This window comes from Nocardioides lacusdianchii (assembly GCF_020102855.1).
Lineage (GTDB): Bacteria > Actinomycetota > Actinomycetes > Propionibacteriales > Nocardioidaceae > Nocardioides > Nocardioides lacusdianchii.
In genome coordinates, this window is sequence record NZ_JADHZD010000001.1 from 39,053 (window position 1) to 59,563 (window position 20,511).

General features: G+C 70.0%; 24 protein-coding genes. 10 read left to right on the top strand and 14 right to left on the bottom strand.

Going from position 1 to position 20,511, the window contains the following annotated elements; translation table 11 throughout:
- Positions 1 to 94 precede the first annotated feature (94 nt).
- From rpsQ to IRX98_RS00280, 14 genes are all read right to left on the bottom strand, one after another.
- Positions 95 to 379, bottom strand: coding sequence for a 30S ribosomal protein S17 (gene rpsQ / locus IRX98_RS00215; protein WP_224273055.1), 285 nt, complete (start codon positions 377 to 379; stop codon positions 95 to 97).
- Positions 376 to 618 carry a 50S ribosomal protein L29 gene (gene rpmC, locus IRX98_RS00220; RefSeq protein ID WP_207084058.1) on the bottom strand — a complete coding sequence of 81 codons (243 nt, stop codon included), beginning with the start codon at positions 616 to 618 and terminating at the stop codon, positions 376 to 378. The genes rpsQ and rpmC overlap by 4 nt, the downstream gene beginning before the upstream one ends.
- Positions 618 to 1,037: a 50S ribosomal protein L16 gene (gene rplP / locus IRX98_RS00225; protein WP_207084057.1), complete on the bottom strand. Its 420-nt coding sequence runs from the start codon at positions 1,035 to 1,037 to the stop codon at positions 618 to 620. Before rplP ends, rpmC begins: the two co-directional genes overlap by 1 nt.
- Before the next feature lie 4 nt (positions 1,038 to 1,041).
- A complete protein-coding gene (gene rpsC, locus IRX98_RS00230) occupies positions 1,042 to 1,863 on the bottom strand; it encodes a 30S ribosomal protein S3 (protein WP_207084056.1) in 822 nt (273 codons plus the stop codon).
- Positions 1,863 to 2,312, bottom strand: a complete 450-nt coding sequence (rplV, locus tag IRX98_RS00235; protein ID WP_224273056.1) for a 50S ribosomal protein L22 — start codon at positions 2,310 to 2,312, stop codon at positions 1,863 to 1,865. The genes rpsC and rplV overlap by 1 nt, the downstream gene beginning before the upstream one ends.
- The gene (gene rpsS / locus IRX98_RS00240; RefSeq protein ID WP_091109718.1) at positions 2,309 to 2,590 is read right to left on the bottom strand and encodes a 30S ribosomal protein S19; all 282 of its coding nucleotides are present in this window, start codon (positions 2,588 to 2,590) and stop codon (positions 2,309 to 2,311) included. Before rpsS ends, rplV begins: the two co-directional genes overlap by 4 nt.
- A gap of 5 nt (positions 2,591 to 2,595) precedes the next feature.
- Positions 2,596 to 3,432, bottom strand: a complete 837-nt coding sequence (rplB, locus tag IRX98_RS00245) for a 50S ribosomal protein L2 (RefSeq protein ID WP_207084054.1) — start codon at positions 3,430 to 3,432, stop codon at positions 2,596 to 2,598.
- A 24-nt stretch (positions 3,433 to 3,456) separates the two neighbouring features.
- Positions 3,457 to 3,762 carry a 50S ribosomal protein L23 gene (rplW, locus tag IRX98_RS00250; RefSeq protein ID WP_129453375.1) on the bottom strand — a complete coding sequence of 102 codons (306 nt, stop codon included), beginning with the start codon at positions 3,760 to 3,762 and terminating at the stop codon, positions 3,457 to 3,459.
- Complete coding sequence (gene rplD, locus IRX98_RS00255; protein WP_224273058.1) at positions 3,759 to 4,682, bottom strand: 50S ribosomal protein L4, sunset domain variant; 924 nt, start codon at positions 4,680 to 4,682, stop codon at positions 3,759 to 3,761. The genes rplW and rplD overlap by 4 nt, the downstream gene beginning before the upstream one ends.
- A 2-nt stretch (positions 4,683 to 4,684) precedes the next feature.
- Entirely contained in the window at positions 4,685 to 5,350 is a 666-nt protein-coding gene (gene rplC, locus IRX98_RS00260) for a 50S ribosomal protein L3 (protein ID WP_207084052.1), read from the bottom strand.
- Positions 5,351 to 5,357: 7 nt separating this feature from the next.
- On the bottom strand, positions 5,358 to 5,666 hold the full coding sequence (gene rpsJ, locus IRX98_RS00265; protein WP_008360994.1) for a 30S ribosomal protein S10: 309 nt from the start codon (positions 5,664 to 5,666) through the stop codon (positions 5,358 to 5,360).
- 467 nt (positions 5,667 to 6,133) lie between these two features.
- On the bottom strand, positions 6,134 to 6,868 hold the full coding sequence (gene trmB, locus IRX98_RS00270; protein ID WP_224273060.1) for a tRNA (guanine(46)-N(7))-methyltransferase TrmB: 735 nt from the start codon (positions 6,866 to 6,868) through the stop codon (positions 6,134 to 6,136).
- Positions 6,869 to 6,913: 45 nt separating this feature from the next.
- Entirely contained in the window at positions 6,914 to 8,305 is a 1,392-nt protein-coding gene (locus tag IRX98_RS00275; protein WP_224273062.1) for an aspartate aminotransferase family protein, read from the bottom strand.
- Positions 8,302 to 8,760, bottom strand: coding sequence for an Lrp/AsnC family transcriptional regulator (locus tag IRX98_RS00280; protein ID WP_224273064.1), 459 nt, complete (start codon positions 8,758 to 8,760; stop codon positions 8,302 to 8,304). The genes IRX98_RS00275 and IRX98_RS00280 overlap by 4 nt, the downstream gene beginning before the upstream one ends.
- Before the next feature lie 169 nt (positions 8,761 to 8,929).
- Here IRX98_RS00280 and IRX98_RS00285 point away from each other — a divergent pair, with 169 nt between their 5' ends.
- The 10 genes from IRX98_RS00285 (at position 8,930) to IRX98_RS00330 (ending at position 20,499) form a co-directional block, all read left to right on the top strand.
- The gene (locus IRX98_RS00285; RefSeq protein WP_224273066.1) at positions 8,930 to 10,375 is read left to right on the top strand and encodes a gamma-aminobutyraldehyde dehydrogenase; all 1,446 of its coding nucleotides are present in this window, start codon (positions 8,930 to 8,932) and stop codon (positions 10,373 to 10,375) included.
- A gap of 62 nt (positions 10,376 to 10,437) precedes the next feature.
- Entirely contained in the window at positions 10,438 to 11,688 is a 1,251-nt protein-coding gene (locus IRX98_RS00290) for an ABC transporter substrate-binding protein (protein ID WP_224273068.1), read from the top strand.
- 46 nt (positions 11,689 to 11,734) lie between these two features.
- Complete coding sequence (locus IRX98_RS00295) at positions 11,735 to 12,790, top strand: ABC transporter ATP-binding protein (RefSeq protein WP_224273069.1); 1,056 nt, start codon at positions 11,735 to 11,737, stop codon at positions 12,788 to 12,790.
- Entirely contained in the window at positions 12,787 to 13,707 is a 921-nt protein-coding gene (locus tag IRX98_RS00300; protein ID WP_224273070.1) for an ABC transporter permease, read from the top strand. The genes IRX98_RS00295 and IRX98_RS00300 overlap by 4 nt, the downstream gene beginning before the upstream one ends.
- Before the next feature lie 10 nt (positions 13,708 to 13,717).
- Positions 13,718 to 14,587, top strand: coding sequence for an ABC transporter permease (locus tag IRX98_RS00305; RefSeq protein ID WP_224273071.1), 870 nt, complete (start codon positions 13,718 to 13,720; stop codon positions 14,585 to 14,587).
- Positions 14,588 to 14,597: 10 nt separating this feature from the next.
- Positions 14,598 to 15,881, top strand: coding sequence for a saccharopine dehydrogenase family protein (locus IRX98_RS00310; RefSeq protein ID WP_224273072.1), 1,284 nt, complete (start codon positions 14,598 to 14,600; stop codon positions 15,879 to 15,881).
- Positions 15,878 to 17,230 carry a 4-aminobutyrate--2-oxoglutarate transaminase gene (gabT, locus tag IRX98_RS00315; RefSeq protein WP_224273073.1) on the top strand — a complete coding sequence of 451 codons (1,353 nt, stop codon included), beginning with the start codon at positions 15,878 to 15,880 and terminating at the stop codon, positions 17,228 to 17,230. Before IRX98_RS00310 ends, gabT begins: the two co-directional genes overlap by 4 nt.
- Entirely contained in the window at positions 17,230 to 18,687 is a 1,458-nt protein-coding gene (locus tag IRX98_RS00320) for an NAD-dependent succinate-semialdehyde dehydrogenase (RefSeq protein ID WP_224273075.1), read from the top strand. Before gabT ends, IRX98_RS00320 begins: the two co-directional genes overlap by 1 nt.
- A gap of 7 nt (positions 18,688 to 18,694) precedes the next feature.
- Positions 18,695 to 20,053: a transaminase gene (locus IRX98_RS00325; RefSeq protein WP_224273076.1), complete on the top strand. Its 1,359-nt coding sequence runs from the start codon at positions 18,695 to 18,697 to the stop codon at positions 20,051 to 20,053.
- On the top strand, positions 20,050 to 20,499 hold the full coding sequence (locus IRX98_RS00330; protein ID WP_224273077.1) for a helix-turn-helix domain-containing protein: 450 nt from the start codon (positions 20,050 to 20,052) through the stop codon (positions 20,497 to 20,499). Before IRX98_RS00325 ends, IRX98_RS00330 begins: the two co-directional genes overlap by 4 nt.
- Positions 20,500 to 20,511 lie beyond the last annotated feature (12 nt).

The window sequence follows — 20,511 nt, forward strand, 5'->3', positions numbered from 1 at the left end:
ATGCCCTCGCGGGGCACGAGCCTGGCCGAACTGGTGGGGTTCTGTGCTGGGAGTGGGTCCGGGCGGGGCGAGCGGGGCTCACCTCACCCGAGGCTCACTTGGCCTTCTCGAGGACCTCGATCAGGCGCCAGCGCTTGGTGGCGGACAGCGGGCGGGTCTCCATGATCAGGACCCGGTCACCGATGCCGCACTCGTTGGTCTCGTCGTGGGCCTTCAGGCGCGACGTCTTGCGCATGACCTTGCCGTAGAGCGCGTGCTTCACGCGGTCCTCGACGGCCACGACGATGGTCTTGTCCATCTTGTCGCTCACGACGAGGCCCTCACGGACCTTGCGCTGGTTGCGCTCGTCGGCCGACTGGGTCGCAGTGTTCTCGCTCATGCCTTCGCCTCTTCGTTGGTGCCCGGCGTGGTGCGGATGCCGAGCTCGCGCTCGCGGACCACGGTGTAGATGCGGGCGATGTCCTTCTTGACCACGCGGAGCCGGCCGTGGCTGTCCAGCTGGCCGGTGGCCGCCTGGAACCGGAGGTTGAACAGCTCCTCCTTGGCCTCGCGCAGCTTCGCCTCCAGGTCGGTGGCGTTGAGCTCGTCGAGCTCGTGGGCGTTCAGCTTGGTAGCCATCAGAATTCACCGGCCTCACGGGAGATGAACCGGCACTTCATCGGAAGCTTGTGCATCGCGCGGCGCATGGCCTCACGAGCAGTCACCTCGTCGACACCGGAGAGTTCGAACATGACGCGGCCGGGCTTGACGTTCGCCACCCACCACTCGGGGGAACCCTTGCCGGAACCCATGCGGGTCTCGGCAGGCTTCTTGGTCAGCGGGCGGTCCGGGTAGATGTTGATCCAGACCTTTCCGCCACGCTTGATGTGACGGGTCATGGCGATACGGGCCGACTCGATCTGTCGGTTGGTCACGTAGTGACCCTCGACCGCCTGGATGCCGAAGTCACCGAAGGCCAGCGTGGTGCCGCCCTTGGCAACGCCACGGCGCTTGGGGTGGTGCTGCTTGCGGTGCTTGACGCGACGGGGCATCAACATGAGGTCAGGCCTCCTGTCCGGTGCTCGGTGCAGCCTCGGCGGCGGGGGCCGCTGAAGTCTCGGCGGTGGCCTCGCTGCGAGGTGCGCGGTCGCCGCGCGAGCCACGGCTCGGACGGTCGCCGCCACGGGTGTTGGGACGGCCGCCGCTGCGACCGGGGGCACCGGCGCGGGCGGCCTGCTGGGCCTGGCGCTCGGCACGGGTGCCGGCGACCTCGCCCTTGTAGATCCAGACCTTCACGCCGATGCGGCCGAAGGTGGTCTTGGCCTCGTAGAAGCCGTAGTCGATGTCGGCGCGGAGGGTGTGCAGGGGCACGCGGCCCTCGCGGTAGAACTCCGTACGCGACATCTCGGCACCGTTGAGACGACCCGAGCACTGGATCCGGATGCCCTTGGCACCGGAGCGCATCGAGGTCTGCATGGCCTTGCGCATGGCGCGGCGGAACTGCACGCGGCCCGCGAGCTGCTCGGCGACGCCCTGGGCGACCAGCTGAGCGTCGATCTCGGGCTGCTTGACCTCGAGGATGTTCAGCTGGACCTGCTTGCCCGTGAGCTTCTCGAGCTCGCCGCGGATGCGGTCGGCCTCGGCGCCACGGCGACCGATGACGATGCCCGGACGTGCGGTGTGGATGTCCACCCGCACACGGTCACGGGTGCGCTCGATCTCGACCTTGGAGATGCCGGCCCGCTCCATGCCCTTGGAGAGCAGCTTGCGGATGGCGACGTCCTCACCGACGTAGGACTTGTAGAGCTTGTCGGCGTACCAACGGCTCTTGTGGTCGGTGGAGATGCCCAGGCGGAACCCGTTCGGGTTGATCTTCTGGCCCATCAGGCACCCTTTCCGTTCTTCGAGGCGCGGGCCTTCTTGCCCGGCGCGGTGAGCGCGTCGGCCGGCTGCACCGCGAGGGTGATGTGGCTGGTGCGCTTGTTGATACGGGTGGCACGGCCCTGGGCACGCGGACGCCAACGCTTCATCGTCGGGCCCTCGTCGACCATCGCGACCGAGAGCACGAGGTCGGCCCGGTTGAGCCCCTCGGTGGTCTCGGCGTTGGCGACGGCGCTCTCCAGCACCTTGTAGACGGTCTCGGAGGCGGCCTGCGGCGCGAACTGCAGCAGGGTGAGGGCCTCGTCGACCTGGAGGCCGCGGACCATGTCGACGACACGGCGGGCCTTCATCGGGGTGATCCGCACGTAGCGTGCGCTGGCGAAGGCGCCCGGCTGGTCGCCGAGCAGCGACTCGCGGCGCGCGCTGGTGCGGCTGCGCTCGGTGGTGCTCATCGACGACGTCCCTTCCGGTCTTCCTTCACGTGCCCGCGGTAGGTGCGGGTCGGTGCGAACTCCCCGAGCTTGTGGCCGACCATGGAGTCGGTCACGAAGACGGGGACGTGCTTGCGACCGTCGTGCACGGCGATGGTGTGACCGATCATGTCGGGCACGATCATCGACCGGCGCGACCAGGTCTTGATGACGTTGTGGCTGCCCTTCGCGTTCTCGGCGTCCACCTTCTTCTGAAGGTGGTCGTCGATGAAGGGGCCCTTCTTCAGGCTGCGAGGCATGTCGGTTACTTCCTACCCTTGCCGGACTTGCGACGACGGATGATCTGGGAGTCGCTGGCCTTGCGCTTGCGCGTACGGCCCTCGGGCTTGCCCCAGGGGGAGACGGGGTGGCGACCACCGGACGTCTTGCCCTCACCACCACCGTGCGGGTGGTCGACCGGGTTCATGACGACACCGCGGACGGTTGGGCGAACGCCCTTCCACCGCATGCGGCCGGCCTTGCCCCAGTTGATGTTGGACTGCTCGGCGTTGCCGACCTCACCGATCGTGGCGCGGCAGCGCACGTCGACGAAGCGCATCTCGCCCGAGGGCAGGCGCAGCGTGGCGCGGCTTCCCTCACGGGCGACCAGCTGGGCGGAGTTGCCGGCCGAGCGGGCGATCTTCGCGCCGCCGCCCGGACGCAGCTCCACGCAGTGGATGGTCGTACCGACCGGGATGTTGCGCAGCGGGAGGTTGTTGCCGGGCTTGATGTCGGCGTTGGGGCCCGACTCGACCGGCGTGCCCTGCACGAGGCCCTTGGGGGCCACGATGTAGCGCTTCTCGCCGTCGGCGTAGTGCAGCAGCGCGATGCGGGCGGTGCGGTTGGGGTCGTACTCGATGTGAGCGACCTTGGCCGGCACGCCGTCCTTGTCGTAGCGACGGAAGTCGATGATGCGGTAGGCGCGCTTGTGCCCGCCACCCTTGTGACGGGTGGTGATGCGGCCCTGGTTGTTGCGGCCGCCGTTCTTGGGCAGCGGACGCGTCAGCGACTTCTCGGGCGTGGTCCGGGTGATCTCGACGAAGTCGGCCACCGACGAGCCACGACGGCCCGGGGTGGTCGGCTTGTACTTGCGGATAGCCATATCAGTTCCTAGTCAGGAGCCCGGTCAGGAGACCGGACCTCCGAAGATGTCGATGCGGTGACCCTCGGCGAGGCTGACGATCGCGCGCTTGGTGTTCGGACGCTTGCCCATGCCGTAGCGGGTACGACGGGTCTTGCCCTGGCGGTTGATCGTGTTGACCGAGGTGACCTTGACTCCGAAGACCTTCTCGACCGCGATCTTGATCTCGGTCTTGTTGGCGTCCGGGTGGACGATGAAGGTGTACTTGTTGGCGTCGAGCAGGCCGTAGCTCTTCTCCGACACGACCGGCGCGATCAGGACGTCGCGGTGGTCCTTGTGCAGGGTGCTCACTTGTCGTCCTCCTTCGGACCACCGGCACGCACGAAGCCAGCGGCCTCGGCGTCCTCGGCGCTCTTGAACCAGAACTCCGCCTCGGTGGCGTCGTACCACTGGCCGTCGGGCTCGTGGTACTTGCCCGAGTCGGCGTTGCCCTTGACCTCGTAGCCCTTCGGGGCCTTGCCGCTCTTCAGCGGGGCCTTGGCGCCCTTCGGCAGGGCCGGGGCGTCGGACTCGTCGTCGGCCGGCACGTCGGCGAATGCGGCGACCTCGGTCTTCGCCTCGGCCTTCGCAGCGACGGGCTTCTCGGTCTTCGTCCCGGCCTTGGCCGGGGCGGCAGACACGCCACCCACGAACGCGTCGTAGGCGCCCTGGGTGAACACGATGTCGTCGGCGTTCAGCACGTCGTAGGTGTTGAGCTGGTCGACGGCGACGATGTGGACCTCGGGCGCGTTGCGCAGCGAGAGCCAGGTGATCGCGTCGGTCCGCTCGAGCACCACGAGGTAGCCCACGCGGTCGGTCAGCGAGGTCAGCGCCGTGATCGCGGCCTTGGTGGAGGGCTTGTCGCCCGACACCAGGGAGTCGACCACGTGGATGCGACCGTTGCGGGCCCGGTCCGAGAGGGCACCGCGCAGGGCGGCGGCCTTCATCTTCTTGGGGGTGCGCTGGTCGTAGCTGCGCGGCTGCGGGCCGTGGACGACGCCACCGCCGGCGAACTGCGGAGCGCGGGTCGAGCCCTGACGGGCGCGGCCGGTGCCCTTCTGCTTGTAGGGCTTGCGGCCACCACCGCGCACGTCGGCGCGGGTCTTGGTGGCGTGCGTGCCCTGGCGCGCAGCAGCCTGCTGGGCGACCACGACCTGGTGGATCAGGGGGATGTTGACCTCGACGTCGAAGATCTCGGCGGGGAGGTCGACCTTGACGGTCTTGACAGCCATGCTCAGGCCTCCTGCGTCTTCTTGGCAGCCGAACGGAGCATGACGAGCCCGCCGCGGGGGCCGGGAACGGCACCCTTGAGCAGGATCAGGCCCTTGTCGGCGTCGACGGCGTGCACCGTCAGGTTCTGGGTGGTCACCGTGTCGTTGCCCATGCGGCCCGCCATGCGGGTGCCCTTGAACACGCGACCCGGGGTGGCGCAGGCGCCGATCGAGCCCGGCTTGCGGTGGTTGCGGTGGGCACCGTGCGAGGCGGAGACACCGTGGAAGCCGTGACGCTTCATGACACCGGCGAAGCCCTTGCCCTTGCTGGTGCCGGTGACGTCGATCTCCTCGCCGGCGGCGAAGGTGTCGACGCCGATCTCCTGGCCCACGGTGTAGCTCGCGGCGTCAGCGGTGCGGATCTCCGCGACGTGACGGCGCGGCGTGACACCGGCCTTGGAGAAGTGACCGGCCTCGGGCGAGTTGACCTTGCGGGCCTCGATCTCGCCGAACGCGACCTGGATGGCGTTGTAGCCGTCCACCTCGGGTCGACGGACCTGGGTCACGACGTTGGTCGCGGCCGCGATCACGGTGACGGGGACGACCTTGTTGTTCTCGTCCCACAGCTGGGTCATGCCGAGCTTGGTGCCCAGCAGTCCCTTCGCGTTGCGCTCAAAAGTGTTCGTCATGTCAGCCTCAGAGCTTGATCTCGATGTCGACACCGGCAGGCAGGTCGAGACGCATCAGCGAGTCGACGGTCTTCGGCGTCGGGTCGATGATGTCGATGAGGCGCTTGTGGGTGCGCATCTCGAAGTGCTCGCGGGAGTCCTTGTACTTGTGGGGCGAGCGGATGACGCAGTACACGTTCTTCTCGGTCGGCAGCGGCACAGGGCCGGCGACCTTCGCACCCGTGCGGGTGACGGTGTCCACGATCTTCCGCGCCGAGGTGTCGATCACCTCGTGGTCATAGGCCTTGAGCCTGATGCGGATCTTCTGTCCCGCCATAGGTCCGTGTCCTCTTCGATCTCGTACGCCTGGTCTGGTTTCGGCTCTCGGCCCCTGGTGGGCGAGCGCCGCCTGTCTCTCCTCCACCCCCGACCCCCGCGGTCGGGCGTGTCGCGGCGATTGCTCCGGACACGACCCCTCGGGGAAGCGGTACTGCTCTGGGTGGCACCCGACGGCTGTCGGATCTGGTCGGGTCTCCGATCAAGAAGCTTCTCGATCCGGTGCGGAGCACGCAGGACGACTGTTTCGATCAAGGAGACGCGATTCAGAAGTCAAGGTGTGCCGCACCCCGGCGACCCGCCGGAGCAACCGGAACATCTTGACAGACTCGGCGTGCCCACGCCAAATCGCAGTGGAGGCACGCCCAGCACGTCGTCCCGGGGGCCCTGGAGGACCCGTCCGGGGAGTGCACCGGTAGGGCACACCCTACGCCCAGGTCGCTGTTGCACCCTGATCGCGGGCCCGCCCTACGAGGAGCGGCGGTAGAGGAAGTCGCTGATGTCGCGGCCGACCTCGAGGCCCTTGCGCTCGAAGCGGGTGACCGGGCGCTCGGACCACCGCTCGACCGGCCCGCCCTCGAGGGTCGGCTCGCCGTCGAGGACCTCGCGCATCTGCTCGGCGTAGTCGGCCCAGTCGGTGGCCAGGCGCCACGCTCCCCCCGGCACCAGGCGGGAGGAGGCCAGCGCGGCGTTGGCCGGGTTCACCAGGCGCCGCTTGTGGTGCTTGGTCTTGCGCCAGGGGTCGGGGAAGAAGGTCCAGAGCTCGGCGAGGCTGTCCGGTGCCAGCAGGTGCTCGAGCGACCAGACGGCGTCGACCGAGCAGAACCGCACGTTGTCGGCGCCCGCCTCGGCCACCCGCCACAGCGAGTCGGCCACCCCGGGCAGCCACACCTCCAGCGCGAGGACGTTGTGGTCGGGTCGCGCGGCGGCGAGCACGGCCGTCGCCTCGCCGATGCCCGACCCGATCTCCACGATCAACGGGGCCTCGCGCCCGAAGCGCTCGGCGAGGTCGAAGTCGGGCCGGTCGACGGCCTCCTCCGGGATCACCCAGTCGGCCTGGTGCGCCGCCCACGCCTCGGCCTGCCGCGGGGTGAACCGGCTGCCGCGTCGCGAGTAGGTGAGGACCTCGCGCATGCGCCGCCCGTCCGCGGTGAGCTTGTGGTGCGGTCGGGCAGGGCGTACGGCGTCGTTCACGCCGGACATCCTCCCCGCTTCCCCGGGTCCGGCGCACATCGGCCGGCCGGTGGCTCAGAGGTGCGCGAGGGCTCCGGTGAGGACCGACCGCAGCCGCTGCTCGATGTCGTCGAACTCGGGCTGGCCGATGATCAGCGGCGGAGCGAGCTGGATGACCGGGTCGCCGCGGTCGTCGGCACGGCAGTAGAGGCCGGCCTCCCACAGAGCGCCGGAGAGGTAGCCGCGCAGCAGCCGCTCGGACTCGGCGTCGTCGAACGTCTCCTTGGTCTCGCGGTCCTTCACCAGCTCGATGCCGTAGAAGTAGCCGTGGCCGCGCACGTCCCCGACGATCGGGATGTCGAGCAGCTTCTCCAGCGTCGAGCGGAAGGCCGGCGCGTTCTGCTGGACGTGGTCGGTGAGGCCCTCGCGCTCGAAGATGTCGAGGTTGGCCATCGCCACCGCCGACGACACCGGGTGGCCACCGAACGTGTAGCCGTGGGCGTACGCCGTCGTGCCCTCCTTGAACGGCTCGAAGAGCCGGTCGCTGGCGATCATCGCGCCGATCGGCGAGTAGCCCGAGGTCATGCCCTTGGCGCACGTGATGATGTCCGGCTGGTAGCCGAACTCGGCGGCGCCGAACATCTCCCCCACCCGCCCGAAGGCGCAGATGACCTCGTCGGAGACCAGGAGCACGTCGTACTCGTCGCAGATCTCGCGGACCCGCTCGAAGTAGCCGGGCGGCGGCGGGAAGCACCCGCCGGCGTTCTGCACCGGCTCGAGGAAGACGGCCGCGACGGTGTCGGGGCCCTCGAACTCGATGGCCTCGGCGATGCGGTCGGCGGCCCAGCGGCCGAAGGCCTTCTCGTCGTCGCCGAGGTAGTCCGGGCGGCGGTAGAAGTTGGTGTTGGGCACCTTGTGCGCGCCCGGGACCAGCGGCTCGAACATCTCCTTCAGCGGCGGGATGCCGGTGATGGAGAGCGCGCCCTGCGGGGTGCCGTGGTAGGCCACGGCGCGTGAGATGACCTTGTGCTTGTTGGGCTTGCCGGTGAGCTTGAAGTACTGCTTGGCCAGCTTCCAGGCCGACTCGACCGCCTCGCCGCCGCCGGTGGTGAAGAAGACGCGGTTGAGGTCACCGGGCGCCATCGCCGCGATCCGGTCGGCGAGCTCGACCGCGCGCGGGTGCGCGAAGGACCAGAGCGGGAAGAAGGCGAGCTCCTTGGCCTGCTTGGCGGCGGCCTCGGCCAGCTCGTCGCGGCCGTGGCCGACCTGGACCACGAACAGGCCCGCCAGGCCGTCGATGTACTCGCGGCCGTGGCTGTCCCAGATCTTGTGCCCCTCGCCCTTGACGATGAGCGGCATCTCGCCGCCCTTCTCGTAGGTCGAGTGCCGGGTGAAGTGCAGCCAGAGGTGGTCGCGGCCGGCGGTCTGGTAGTCGAAGGACTCACCTTCGGAGGAGTGGAGGCTCATCGTGTTCCCCAGTTGTAGTGCTGCTTGTTGAGCTTGAGGTAGACGAAGGTCTCCGAGGAGACCACGCCGTCGAGCTCACGGACCTGACGGATGACGTCGAGCAGGTGCGGATCGTCCTCGCACACCACCTCGACGAGGAGGTCGAAGCTCCCCGCGGTGGTGACGACGTAGTCGACCTCGGACACCTCGGCGAGGCGGTCCCCCACCTTCATCGGGTCGCCCTCGGTGCGCACGCCGATCATCGCCTGACGGGTGAACCCGACCTGGGTGGGATCGGTGACCGCGACGACCTGCATGACGTCGGAGTCGAGGAGCTTCTGCACGCGGGCACGGGCTGCGGCCTCCGAGAGGCCGACCGCCTTGGCGATCGCGGCGTACGAGATGCGTCCGTCCTCCTGGAGGAGCTCGATGATGCGCTTGGCGGTCGCGTCGAGGCGCACATTTCCCTCACTCATGGACACATCGTGCTGTGCGCCAGGCCCGATTCGCAAGCCGCCGGGCGCGGAATCCGCATTTCCGGGGCGTTAAATCCACGATTCCGACAGTTTTGTTCCGCTCATCTATGGCGATCTGGCCGCGCGTCGTCCTACTCTCCCTTCACCGCACCCGACCGGGAGGACCCACGTGACCAGCCCACGCACGCTGCGCAACTTCATCGGCGGCACCTTCGTCGACGCCGGTGCCGGCGCCCTGAGCGACGTCGTCAACCCGGCCACCGGCCAGGTCGTGGCCCGCGCGCCCATCAGCGGCGCCGAGGAGGTCGACGCGGCCTACGACGCCGCCGACCGGGCCTTCGGCGAGTGGGGGCGTACGACGCCCAGCGAGCGCCAGCAGGCGCTGCTGAAGATCGCCGACGCCGTCGAGGCGCACGCGGACGAGCTCATCGCCCTGGAGTCGGAGAACACCGGCAAGATCAAGGCGCTCACCGCGAGCGAGGAGATCCCGCCGATGGTGGACCAGCTCCGGTTCTTCGCCGGGGCCGCGCGGGTACTGGAGGGCAAGGCGGCGGGCGAGTACATGGCCGGCCACACGTCGTGGATCCGCCGTGAGCCCATCGGCGTCGTGGGCCAGGTGACGCCGTGGAACTACCCCCTCCTCATGGCCGTCTGGAAGATCGGGCCGGCGCTCGCCGCCGGCAACACCGTCGTCCTCAAGCCCAGCGACACCACCCCCGAGAGCACCCTGCGCCTGGCCGAGCTCGCCTCGGACTTCCTCCCGGCGGGCACGCTCAACGTCGTGACCGGTGACCGCGAGACCGGACGCCGGCTCGTCGAGCACCGCACGCCCGCCCTGGTCGCGATCACCGGCTCGGTGCGCGCCGGCGCGGAGGTGGCGGCCAGCGCCGCGCCGAACGTGAAGCGCGTCCACCTCGAGCTCGGCGGCAAGGCACCCGTCGTCGTCTTCGACGACGCCGACATCGAGGCCGCGGTGGAGGGCATCGCGATCGCGGGCTACTTCAACGCCGGCCAGGACTGCACGGCCGCGACCCGGGTGCTGGTGGCCGAGGGCATCCACGACGAGTTCGTGGCCGCCCTGGCCGACTACGCCCGCACCTCGGCACCGGTCGGCCTGCCCGACGACGCGGACGCGCTCTTCGGCCCGGTCAACAACGCCCGCCAGCTCGCGCACGTCAGCGGCTTCATCGACAACCTGCCCTCCCACGCCACGGTGTCGGCCGGCGGCAACCGGCGTACGGACCTCGGCGACGGCTTCTACCTCGAGCCCACCGTGCTCTCGGGGCTGCGCCAGGACGACGTCGCCATCCAGAACGAGATCTTCGGTCCCGTCATCACCGTGCAGCGCTTCGCCGACGAGGCCGAGGCGACCCGGTGGGCCAACGGCGTGGACTACGGGCTCGCCTCCTCGGTGTGGACCCGCGACTTCGGACGCGCGATGCGCATGTCGAAGGCCCTCGACTTCGGCTGCGTGTGGATCAACACCCACATCCCGCTGGTGGCCGAGATGCCGCACGGCGGCTACAAGAAGTCCGGCTACGGCAAGGACCTGTCGATGTACGGCTTCGAGGACTACACCCGGATCAAGCACGTGATGGCCAACATCGAGAGCTAGACACCAGAGCTGGACGGCACCACACCAGAGCAGCTCGGGGGCTGAGCGGAGGACCTGAACACATGACACCCATCCCGCGCCGGTCACGGCGTCACATGTCGCCCCCGGCGGCCGCGCTGGCCCAGGCGGCCTCCGGCTCGCTGAGCCGACGCGCGCTGCTCGGCACCGGCCTCGCCGCCGGCACCGGGCTCGCGCTCACCGGGTGCGCCCCGCCCGAGCCGCCGTCGGGCGGCGTCGCCAGCCTGGACCTGCCGACGGACCTCTCGGACGAGGAGAAGATCCTCAAGTGGGCCAACTGGACGGCCTACCTCGACATGAACGGCAAGGAGACCAGGTCCCCGACGCTCGAGGCCTTCATGGAGCAGACCGGCATCGAGGTCAGCTACACCGAGGACATCGACGACAACGACTCCTACTACGCCAAGGTCGGGCCGCAGCTGCGCGCCGGGCAGAGCATCGACCGCGACATCATCACCCTCACCGACTGGATGGCCGCGCGGGTCATCCGCGACCAGCTCTGCCAGCCGCTCGAGCTGATCCAGATGCCCAACGTGGTCAGCAACCTGCTCCAACCGCTGAAGGACGTCTCGTTCGACCCGGGGCGGCAGAACTCGATCACCTGGCAGAGCGGCTTCGCCGGGATCGGCTACAACCGGGAGAAGGTCGGCCGCGAGCTCCGGTCGCTCGACGACCTCTGGACCGACGACCTCAAGGGCCGCATCGTGGTGCTCTCGGAGTTCCGCGACACCGCCGGGCTGGTCATGCAGTCGCAGGGCGTCGACATCGACAGCGACTGGGGGCGCGCCGAGTTCGAGAGCGCGCTGGACTTCATCGAGCAGAAGATCGACGAGGGCTACATCCGCCGGGTGAAGGGCAACTCCTACATGGAGGACCTCACCAGCGGCAACGCTGTCGCGGGCATCACCTGGAGCGGCGACATCTTCGTGCTGGCCTACGACACCGAGGACCCCAACTGGACCTTCACCATCCCCGAGTCGGGCGGCACGCTCTGGTCCGACAACATGATGGTGCCGATCACCTCCACGCACCGGCGCAACGCCCAGAAGCTGATGGACTACTACTACGACCCGGCCGTGGCCGCCCAGGTCGCCGCATGGGTCAACTACGTGTGTCCCGTCGACGGCGCGCAGGCCGAGATGGAGAAGATCGACCCGGAGCTGGCCGAGAGCCCGTGGATCTTCCCGACCGCCGAGTTCATCGCCGACAGCAACATCCAGCAGTTCCGGGTGCTGAGCGCCGACGAGGACATCGAGTTCGCCGACCTGTGGTCCAGCAACGTGATGGGGAACTGACATGGCCGGATTCCGAGAAGCCCGCGGCGACCTCAGGCTCGAGAGCGTGACCAAGTCCTTCGGCGACTTCGTCGCCGTCGACGGCATCGACCTCCACGTCCCCCGGGGCTCCTTCTTCGCGCTGCTCGGCCCGTCGGGCTGCGGCAAGACCACCACCCTGCGGATGGTCGCCGGGCTGGAGCAGCCCACGGCCGGCCGGGTGATGATCGGGGAGACCGACCTGACCGGGTCGCGCCCCTACGAGCGCCCGGTCAACACCGTCTTCCAGTCCTACGCCCTCTTCCCGCACCTGACGATCCGCGACAACGTCTCCTTCGGGCCCAAGCGCCGCAAGGAGAAGGACGCCGCCGCCCGGACCGACGACGCGCTCGAGCTGGTGCAGATGACCCAGTTCGCCGGGCGCAAGCCCCACCAGCTCTCCGGCGGCCAGCAGCAGCGCGTCGCGCTGGCGCGCGCGCTGGTCAACCACCCCGAGGTGCTGCTGCTCGACGAGCCGCTCGGTGCGCTCGACCTCAAGCTGCGCCGCGAGATGCAGGTCGAGCTCAAGCGCATCCAGACCGAGGTCGGACTCACCTTCATCCACGTCACCCACGACCAGGAGGAGGCCATGACGATGGCCGACACGGTCGCGGTGATGAACAGGGGCCACATCGAGCAGCTCGGCCCGCCGGCCGAGCTCTACGACCTGCCCCGCACGCGCTTCGTGGCCAACTTCCTGGGCCAGGCCAACACCGGGGTCGGCGCGATCGAGGACACCGACGGCGACCACCTCGTCGCCGACGTGCTCGGCACCAAGGTGCGGATCCTCAAGTCCCGCTCGCAGGTGCACGAGGGCCAGGTGCTGTTCGGCGTACGCCCCGAGAAGGTGACGGTGTCGCGCAAGCAGCCCGACGGCGTCGGCAACGACGTCAAGGGCGTGGTGCGCGACGTGTCGTTCCTCGGCGTCGCGACGAGCTACCTGGTCGACATGCCGAGCGGGACGACCTGGAGCTGCTACGAGCAGAACCTCGACGTCGAGCCGCTCGACCTCCGTCCCGGTGACGAGGTCTGGCTGACCTGGAACCCCGGGCACGCGTTCGGTGTCGCGGTGGACGAAGGATGAGCGCCCTCGCGCCGGTCTCGCAGGTGGCGGGCGACCCGGGGATCCACCCCGTCGCGTCCGCCCCCGAGACGCAGAAGCGGAGCTGGACGGCGTACCTGCTGCTCCTGCCGGGTGTGCTGTGGCTCGGCGTCTTCTTCCTGCTGCCGCTGGTGCAGCTGGCCGCGGTCAGCCTGCAGAGCCGCTACCCCGGCTTCCCCGGCTACTACTACCGCGACGTGAACTTCTCGAACTACGCCGCCGCGCTGACCGACTACGCACCGCACTTCGCGCGGTCGTTCCTCTACGCCGGGCTCGCGACGTTCCTCGCGTTCGTCATCGCCTACCCGCTGGCCTACGCGATGGCGTTCAAGGCCGGCAAGTGGCGCAACCTGATGATGATCTGCGTCATCGCGCCGTTCTTCACCTCCTTCATCCTGCGCACCTTCGCGTGGTCGCAGATCCTCGCTGACGAGGGCTGGGTGGCCGGCACGCTGAACTTCCTCAACCTGCTGCCCGGCGGCGCGATCATCAACACGCCGGTCGCGGTCGTCGCGGGCCTGACCTACAACTTCCTGCCCTTCATGGTGCTGCCGATCTATGCCTCGCTCGAGCGTGCCGACCCGCGGGTGATCGAGGCGGGCGGCGACCTGTACGCCAACGGCTTCACCACCTTCCGCACCGTGACCCTGCCGATGTCGATGCCCGGCGTGCTCGCCGGCACCCTCCTGACCTTCATCCCGGCGGCCGGCGACTTCGTCAACATGGAGCTGCTCGGCCCCCAGCGCGGGAAGATGGTCGGCAACGTCATCAACGACCAGTTCCTCGCCATCCCCGGCGGATACCCCGTGGCGGCCGCGCTGTCGTTCACGCTGATGGCCGCGATCCTGGCCATGGTCTTCCTCTACGTACGCCGTTTCGGCACCGACGAGCTGGTCTGAGGTGGCCACCATGACGACGACGTCCACCACCGGGCAGTCCTCCCCGGCCTACCGCCCGTCCACGGCCAAGCGGGCCCAGCTGTGGCTGGCCAGCCACTTCGCGATGCTCTCGGCGATCCTGGTGCTGCTCTACCTGTTCCTGCCGGTCGCCTACACCTTCGCGTTCTCCTTCAACGACCACGGCAAGACCAACATCGTGTGGCAGGGCTTCACCTGGGAGCACTGGCAGGACCCGTGCGGCGTGCCCGGGGTCTGCAGCTCGCTGGTGACCTCGCTGCAGGTCGGCGCGATCTCCACGCTCGTGGCCACGGTGCTCGGCACCATGATGGCGCTGGCGATGGTGCGCTACCGCTACCGCGGCAAGGCCGCGAGCAACGTGCTGATCTTCGTGCCGATGGCGACCCCCGAGATCGTGATGGGTGCCGCGCTGCTGACGATCTTCGTGCAGGGCTTCTCCAACGTCGGGATCAGCCTGGGCTTCACCACGATCGTCTTCGCCCACATCATGTTCTGCCTGAGCTTCGTGGTGGTGACGGTGAAGGCGCGCATCCAGTCCCTCGACCCGCGGATCGAGGAGGCGGCGCAGGACCTCTACGCCAGCCCCGTGCAGACCTTCTGGAAGGTCACCTTCCCGCTGATCCTGCCCGGCATCGCGGGCGCCGCGATGCTCGCCTTCTCGCTGTCATTCGACGACTTCATCATCACCAACTTCGTCTCCGGCAACGAGAACACGTTCCCCAAGTTCGTCTACGTCGCATCACGCCGCGGCATCCCCGCCGAGGCCAACGTCATCGGCTTCTCGATGTTCGTCCTCGCCGTCCTGCTGGTGGTGGGCGCCCAGCTGGTCGGCTCGGCACGGGCGTCGCGGACCAAGGAATAGGAGCAGAGCCGTGCCAGAGCCGATGAGGGTGCTGATGGTCGGGGCCGGCGGTGTCGGTGACGCCGCCGCCCGGATCGCGGTCGAGCGTGACTTCTTCGAGGCGTGGGTGGTCGCCGACTACGACCTCACCCGCGCCGAGCGGACGGTCGCCGCGGCCAGCGAGCGGCGTACGGGCGAGGAGCGATTCACCGCCGCTCAGGTCGACGCCTCCGACGCCGATGCCGTGGCCGCGCTCGCCCGCGAGGTGCGGGCCACGCACGTCTTCAACGCCGTCGACCCTCGCTTCGTGATGCCGATCTTCACCGGCGCGCTGGCGGCCGGGGCCGACTACCTCGACATGGCGATGAGCCTGTCCGCGCCGCACCCCGACGCGCCCTACGAGAAGGTCGGGGTCAAGCTCGGCGACGAACAGTTCGCGCAGGCCGGTGCGTGGGAGTCGGCCGGCCGGCTCGCGCTGCTCGGCATCGGCGTGGAGCCCGGGCTCTCCGACATCTTCGCGCGCTACGCCGCCGACGAGCTCTTCGACCACATCGACGAGCTCGGCACCCGCGACGGCGCGAACCTGGTGATCCGCGACGACGACGGCAACGAGGTGTTCGCACCCGGCTTCTCGATGTGGACGATCATCGAGGAGTGCCTCAATCCCCCGGTGGTGTGGGAGCGGGAGAGGGGCGGTGGCGAGCTGGAGCAGGGGTTCTTCACGCTGCCGCCCTTCTCCGAGCCGGAGGTCTTCGACTTCCCCGAGGGCATCGGGCCGGTCGAGTGCGTGCACGTCGAGCACGAGGAGGTGCTCCTGATGCCGCGGTGGGTGGAGGCCGACCGGGTGACCTTCAAGTACGGCCTCGGCGAGGAGATGATCACGATCCTGCGCACGCTCCACACCCTGGGCCTCGACTCGACCCAGCCGGTGACGGTGAAGGGCGTGGAGGTCTCGCCGCGCGACGTCGTGGCGGCCTGCCTGCCCGACCCGGCCACCATCGGTCCGCGGATGGAGGGCAAGACCTGTGCGGGGCTCTTCGTCACCGGCACCGGCAAGGACGGCGCGCCGCGGTCGACGTACCTCTACCACGTGGTCGACAACGCCGACTCGATGCGCGACTACGGCGCGCAGTGCGTGGTCTGGCAGACGGCCATCAACCCGGTCGTGGCCCTCGAGCTGCTGTCGGACGGCACGTGGAAGGGCACCGGCGTGCTCGGCCCCGAGGCGCTGCCGCCGAAGCCGTTCCTCGACCTGCTGTCGGCGCCGAAGCCCGAGGGCTACGGCTCCCCGTGGGGAATGGACGAGCGCGGATGAGCCTCTCGCAGGAGCGGATCCTCGCCACCGAGATCCCCGGGCCGCGCTCGCAGGCCCTCCACGCCCGCAAGGTCGCAGCCGTGTCCGCCGGCGTCGGCACCACGCTGCCCGTCTACGTCGAGCGCGCCGGGGGCGGGATCCTGCGCGACGTCGACGGCAACCAGCTCATCGACTTCGGCTCCGGCATCGCGGTGACCACCGTCGGCAACGCCGCGCCCCGCGTGGTGGAGGCGGTCCAGCGCCAGGTCGCGGACTTCACCCACACCTGCTTCATGGTGACGCCGTACGAGGAGTACGTCGCGGTCTGCGAGAAGCTCGCCGAGCTCACCCCGGGGACCCACGAGAAGCGCTCGGCGCTCTTCAACTCCGGGGCCGAGGCGGTCGAGAACGCCGTGAAGGTCGCCCGCCACCACACCGGTCGCGACGCCATCGTCGTCTTCGACCACGCCTACCACGGGCGTACGAACCTCACGATGGCGCTGACCGCGAAGACCATGCCCTACAAGCACGGCTTCGGCCCGTTCGCCGGGGAGATCTACCGCTCCCCGATGGCCTACCCCTACCGGTGGCCGGGCGGGCCCGAGGCGTGCGCCGAGGAGGCCTTCGACGCCTTCGTCTCGACCGTGCACACCCAGGTCGGCGAGGACAGCTGCGCGGCCGTGCTCATCGAGCCGATCCAGGGCGAGGGCGGCTTCATCGTGCCACCGCCCGGTTGGCTCCCGCGCGTGGCCGAGTGGTGCCGCGAGCAGGGGATCCTGCTCATCGCCGACGAGATCCAGACGGGCTTCGCCCGCACCGGCGACTGGTTCGCCTGCGACCACGAGGGCGTCGTGCCGGACCTGGTGACCACCGCCAAGGGCATGGCAGGCGGGCTGCCGCTGGCCGCGGTGACCGGCCGGGCCGAGGTGATGGACTCGGTGCACGTCGGCGGCCTCGGCGGCACCTACGGCGGCAACCCGGTCGCGTGCGCGGCCGCGCTCGCCGCGATCGAGACCATGCAGGCCGACGACCTGCCGTCGCGGGCCCGCGCCATCGAGGCGGCCTTCGTGCCACGCCTGCGGGCGTTGGCCGAGCGCCACCCGGACCGTGTCGGGGACATCCGTGGCCGCGGCGCGATGCTGGCCGTCGAGCTCGTGTCCGACGGCCCGGGTCGTACGCCCGACGCAGCGCTCGCCGGTGCCATCCACCGGGCCTGCTCGGCCCAGGGCCTCGTCACGCTGACCTGCGGCACCTACGGCAACGTGTTCCGCTTCCTCCCGCCGCTGGCGATCGGCGACGACCTGCTCGCCGAGGGCCTCGACATCTTCGAGGCCGCCTTCGACGCGGCGGCGGATGGCAGGGTGGGGTGATGGCCAGCAACGAGACCGTCCTGACGACCGTGCCCCGCCAGCTCCTCGTCGGCGGGGAGTGGGTCGACGCCACCGGCGCGGCGACCTTCGAGGTGCACAACCCCGCCGACGGCAGCGTGCTCACCTCAGTGGCGGACGCGACGCCCGCTGACGGCGAGCGCGCGCTCGCCGCGGCGGCGGCCGCCCAGCGCGAGTGGCGCGCCACCGAGCCGCGCGTGCGCGGGGAGATCCTGCGCAGCGCCTTCGAGCTGCTCACCGAGCGGGCCGACGACTTCGCGCGGCTGATGACCCTCGAGATGGGCAAGACGCTCGCCGAGGCGAAGGGCGAGGTGGCCTACGGCGCCGAGTTCTTCCGGTGGTTCTCCGAGGAGGCGGTGCGCATCCACGGCCGCTACTCCCCCGCGCCTGCCGGCAACACCCGGCTGATCACGATGAAGGGGCCCGTCGGCCCGACCCTGATGATCACGCCCTGGAACTTCCCGCTGGCGATGGGCACCCGCAAGATCGGGCCGGCCATCGCCGCCGGGTGCACCATGGTCGTCAAACCGGCCGCGGAGACCCCCCTCACGATGCTCGCGCTGGCGGGCCTGCTGGAGGAGGTCGGCCTGCCTGCGGGAGTGCTCAACGTCGTCACCACGACCGACTCCGGCGGGGTGTGCGAGCCGCTGATCCGCGACCCGCGGCTGCGCAAGCTGACCTTCACGGGCTCGACCGCGGTCGGCAAGGTGCTCGTCGCCCAGGCGTCCGACCAGCTGCTCCGGGTGTCGATGGAGCTCGGCGGCAACGCCCCGTTCCTGGTCTTCGCCGACGCCGACCTCGACGCCGCGGTCGACGGCGCGATGCTGGCCAAGATGCGCAACATCGGCGAGGCCTGCACCTCGGCCAATCGTTTCCTGGTCCACGAGTCGGTCGCCGACGAGTTCTCGTCCCGGCTCGCCGAGCGGATGGGCGCGCTGACGGTCGGTGACGGCACCGAGGACGGCGTCGACGTCGGCCCCCTCATCACCGAGAAGGCCCGCGCCGGGGTGCACGAGCTGGTCGACGACGCCGTGTCCGGCGGTGCCCGCGCCCTGGTCGGCGGCGAGGTCCCCGAGGGGCCCGGCCACTTCTACCCGCCCACGGTGCTGGTCGACGTACCTGCCTCGGCGCGGGTGTTCCGCGAGGAGATCTTCGGTCCCGTCGCGCCCGTCTCGACCTTCAGCGACGAGGACGACGCGCTTGCGCGGGCCAACGACACGGAGTACGGCCTCGTCGCCTATGTCTTCACCCGCGACCACGCCCGCGTGCTGCGGGTCAGCGAGGCGCTGGAGTTCGGGATGGTCGGCATCAACACCGGCATCGTCTCCAACCCCGCCGCCCCCTTCGGCGGGGTGAAGCACTCCGGCTTCGGTCGCGAGGGCGGCTTCGAGGGCATCGAGGAGTACCTCGAGACCAAGTACGTCGGCAGCGCGCTGTGAGGACCACGTGACGATCGACCGCACCCGCCTGGCCGCGCTCCACGCCGAGGAGGAGCAGCGGTTCGTCGACCTGCACCCGACGTCGGCGCTGCTGGCGCGCACCGCGAGCGAGCACCTGCTGGCCGGCGTCCCGATGCCGTGGATGACGCGGTGGCCGGGCTCGTTCCCGCTGTTCGTCGAGTCGGCGGGCGGCGGTCGCTTCACCGACGTCGACGGCATCGACTACGTCGACCTCTGCCTGGGCGACACCGGCTCGATGACCGGCCACTGCCTGCCCGCCGTGGCGGAGGCGGTGCGCGAGCGCACGGAGCGCGGGATCACCACGATGCTGCCCTCGACCGACGCGGCCTGGGTCGCTGCGGAGCTCAGCCGCCGCTTCGGCCTGCCGCGCTGGCAGATGGCGATGACCGCCACCGACGCCAACCGCTTCGTGCTGCGCTTCGCCCGCCACCTCACCGGGCGCCCGCGCATCGCGGTCATGGACTGGTGCTACCACGGCACCGTCGACGAGACGCTCGGCGTGCTCGAGCACGGCCGGGCCGGTGACCGCGTCGTGGCCCGCCCGGGCGCGCTCGGGCCGCAGGTCGACGTCGCGCAGACCACGGCGGTGGTGCCGTTCAACGACCTCGACGCCCTCGACGCCCGCCTCGCCGCGGGTGACGTCGCCTGCCTGCTGATGGAGCCGGCGCTCACCAACATCGGCATCGTGCTTCCTGATGAGGGCTACCTCGCCGGGGTCCGCGAGATCACCCGGCGCCACGGCGTGCTGCTCGTCAACGACGAGACCCACACGATCTGTGCGGGCCCGGGCGGGGCCACCGCGGCGTGGGACCTCGAGCCTGACTTCGTCGTCATCGGCAAGCCCATCGGCGGCGGGATCCCCGTCGCGGCGTACGGCATGACGGCGGAGGTCGCCGAGCGCCTCGAGGGCCCGATGCTCGGTCACGACATCGACGTCGCCGGGGTCGGCGGCACGCTGTCGGGCTCCGCGCTCGCGATGGCAGCGGTGCGCGCGACCTTGTCGACCGCCCTGCGCCAGGAGGACTTCGACGTCGCGATCCCGCTCGCCGAGAGCTTCACCGACGGCATCCGCGGGGTGATCGACGAGCACGGCCTGCCGTGGCACGTCCAGCGCCTCGGCTGCCGTGCGGAGTACTGGTTCTGCCCGCCACCGCGCGCGGGAGCGGAGGCGGCCGCCGCCGTCGACGAGGAGCTCGACGCCTTCTTCCACCTCTGGACGGTCAACCGCGGGGTGCTGCTCGCCCCGTTCCACAACATGTCGCTCTTCTCGCCGTTCCACGACCAGACCGACGTCGACGCCCACACCTCGGCCTTCCGGGGCGCGGTGGAGGCGCTGCTCGGATGAGCCACCCGCGTCGCGTCCCGGGCGACGTGCTGGTCCACCTGCGTCGCGCGCGCGACCACCTCGACCGGCACTTCGCCGAGCCCTTCGACCTCGACCACGTCGCCGCCCTCGCGGGGATGAGTCGCTACCACTTCATCCGGTCCTTCGCGACGACGTACGGCGTGACGCCGGCGGCGTACCTCGCCCAGCGCCGGGTCGAGCGTGCGCAGGACCTGCTGCGGGCAGCGAACCTGACGGTCACCGAGGTCTGCCACGCGGTGGGCTACAGCAGCCTCGGGTCCTTCAGCTCACGGTTCCGCGAGATCGTCGGCGAGAGCCCGAGCGACTTCCAGAGGCGCTACGCCGCGGCCGGCAACCCGCGCATCCCCGGCTGCTACGTCTTCATGGCCGGGCTCGTCGAGCGCACCGCAACGCAGGAGAAGCGCGAGGGGGCGGACGGTCCGTAGGTTCGTCGCATG

Bases quoted from the DNA above. Each gene is read 5' to 3' on its own strand.
- IRX98_RS00330 (WP_224273077.1), top strand. From the start codon at position 20,050: ATGAGCCACCCGCGTCGCGTCCCGGGCGACGTGCTGGTCCACCTGCGT.
- IRX98_RS00290 (WP_224273068.1), top strand. From the start codon at position 10,438: ATGACACCCATCCCGCGCCGGTCACGGCGTCACATGTCGCCCCCGGCG.
- rplB (WP_207084054.1), bottom strand. From the start codon at position 3,432: ATGGCTATCCGCAAGTACAAGCCGACCACCCCGGGCCGTCGTGGCTCG.
- rpmC (WP_207084058.1), bottom strand. From the start codon at position 618: ATGGCTACCAAGCTGAACGCCCACGAGCTCGACGAGCTCAACGCCACC.
- rplD (WP_224273058.1), bottom strand. From the start codon at position 4,682: ATGGCTGTCAAGACCGTCAAGGTCGACCTCCCCGCCGAGATCTTCGAC.
- IRX98_RS00275 (WP_224273062.1), bottom strand. From the start codon at position 8,305: ATGAGCCTCCACTCCTCCGAAGGTGAGTCCTTCGACTACCAGACCGCC.
- rplC (WP_207084052.1), bottom strand. From the start codon at position 5,350: ATGACGAACACTTTTGAGCGCAACGCGAAGGGACTGCTGGGCACCAAG.
- IRX98_RS00305 (WP_224273071.1), top strand. From the start codon at position 13,718: ATGACGACGACGTCCACCACCGGGCAGTCCTCCCCGGCCTACCGCCCG.
- IRX98_RS00320 (WP_224273075.1), top strand. From the start codon at position 17,230: ATGGCCAGCAACGAGACCGTCCTGACGACCGTGCCCCGCCAGCTCCTC.
- trmB (WP_224273060.1), bottom strand. From the start codon at position 6,868: ATGTCCGGCGTGAACGACGCCGTACGCCCTGCCCGACCGCACCACAAG.
- rpsC (WP_207084056.1), bottom strand. From the start codon at position 1,863: ATGGGCCAGAAGATCAACCCGAACGGGTTCCGCCTGGGCATCTCCACC.
- IRX98_RS00280 (WP_224273064.1), bottom strand. From the start codon at position 8,760: ATGAGTGAGGGAAATGTGCGCCTCGACGCGACCGCCAAGCGCATCATC.
- gabT (WP_224273073.1), top strand. From the start codon at position 15,878: ATGAGCCTCTCGCAGGAGCGGATCCTCGCCACCGAGATCCCCGGGCCG.
- rpsS (WP_091109718.1), bottom strand. From the start codon at position 2,590: ATGCCTCGCAGCCTGAAGAAGGGCCCCTTCATCGACGACCACCTTCAG.
- rplP (WP_207084057.1), bottom strand. From the start codon at position 1,037: ATGTTGATGCCCCGTCGCGTCAAGCACCGCAAGCAGCACCACCCCAAG.
- rplV (WP_224273056.1), bottom strand. From the start codon at position 2,312: ATGAGCACCACCGAGCGCAGCCGCACCAGCGCGCGCCGCGAGTCGCTG.
- rpsQ (WP_224273055.1), bottom strand. From the start codon at position 379: ATGAGCGAGAACACTGCGACCCAGTCGGCCGACGAGCGCAACCAGCGC.
- IRX98_RS00300 (WP_224273070.1), top strand. From the start codon at position 12,787: ATGAGCGCCCTCGCGCCGGTCTCGCAGGTGGCGGGCGACCCGGGGATC.
- rpsJ (WP_008360994.1), bottom strand. From the start codon at position 5,666: ATGGCGGGACAGAAGATCCGCATCAGGCTCAAGGCCTATGACCACGAG.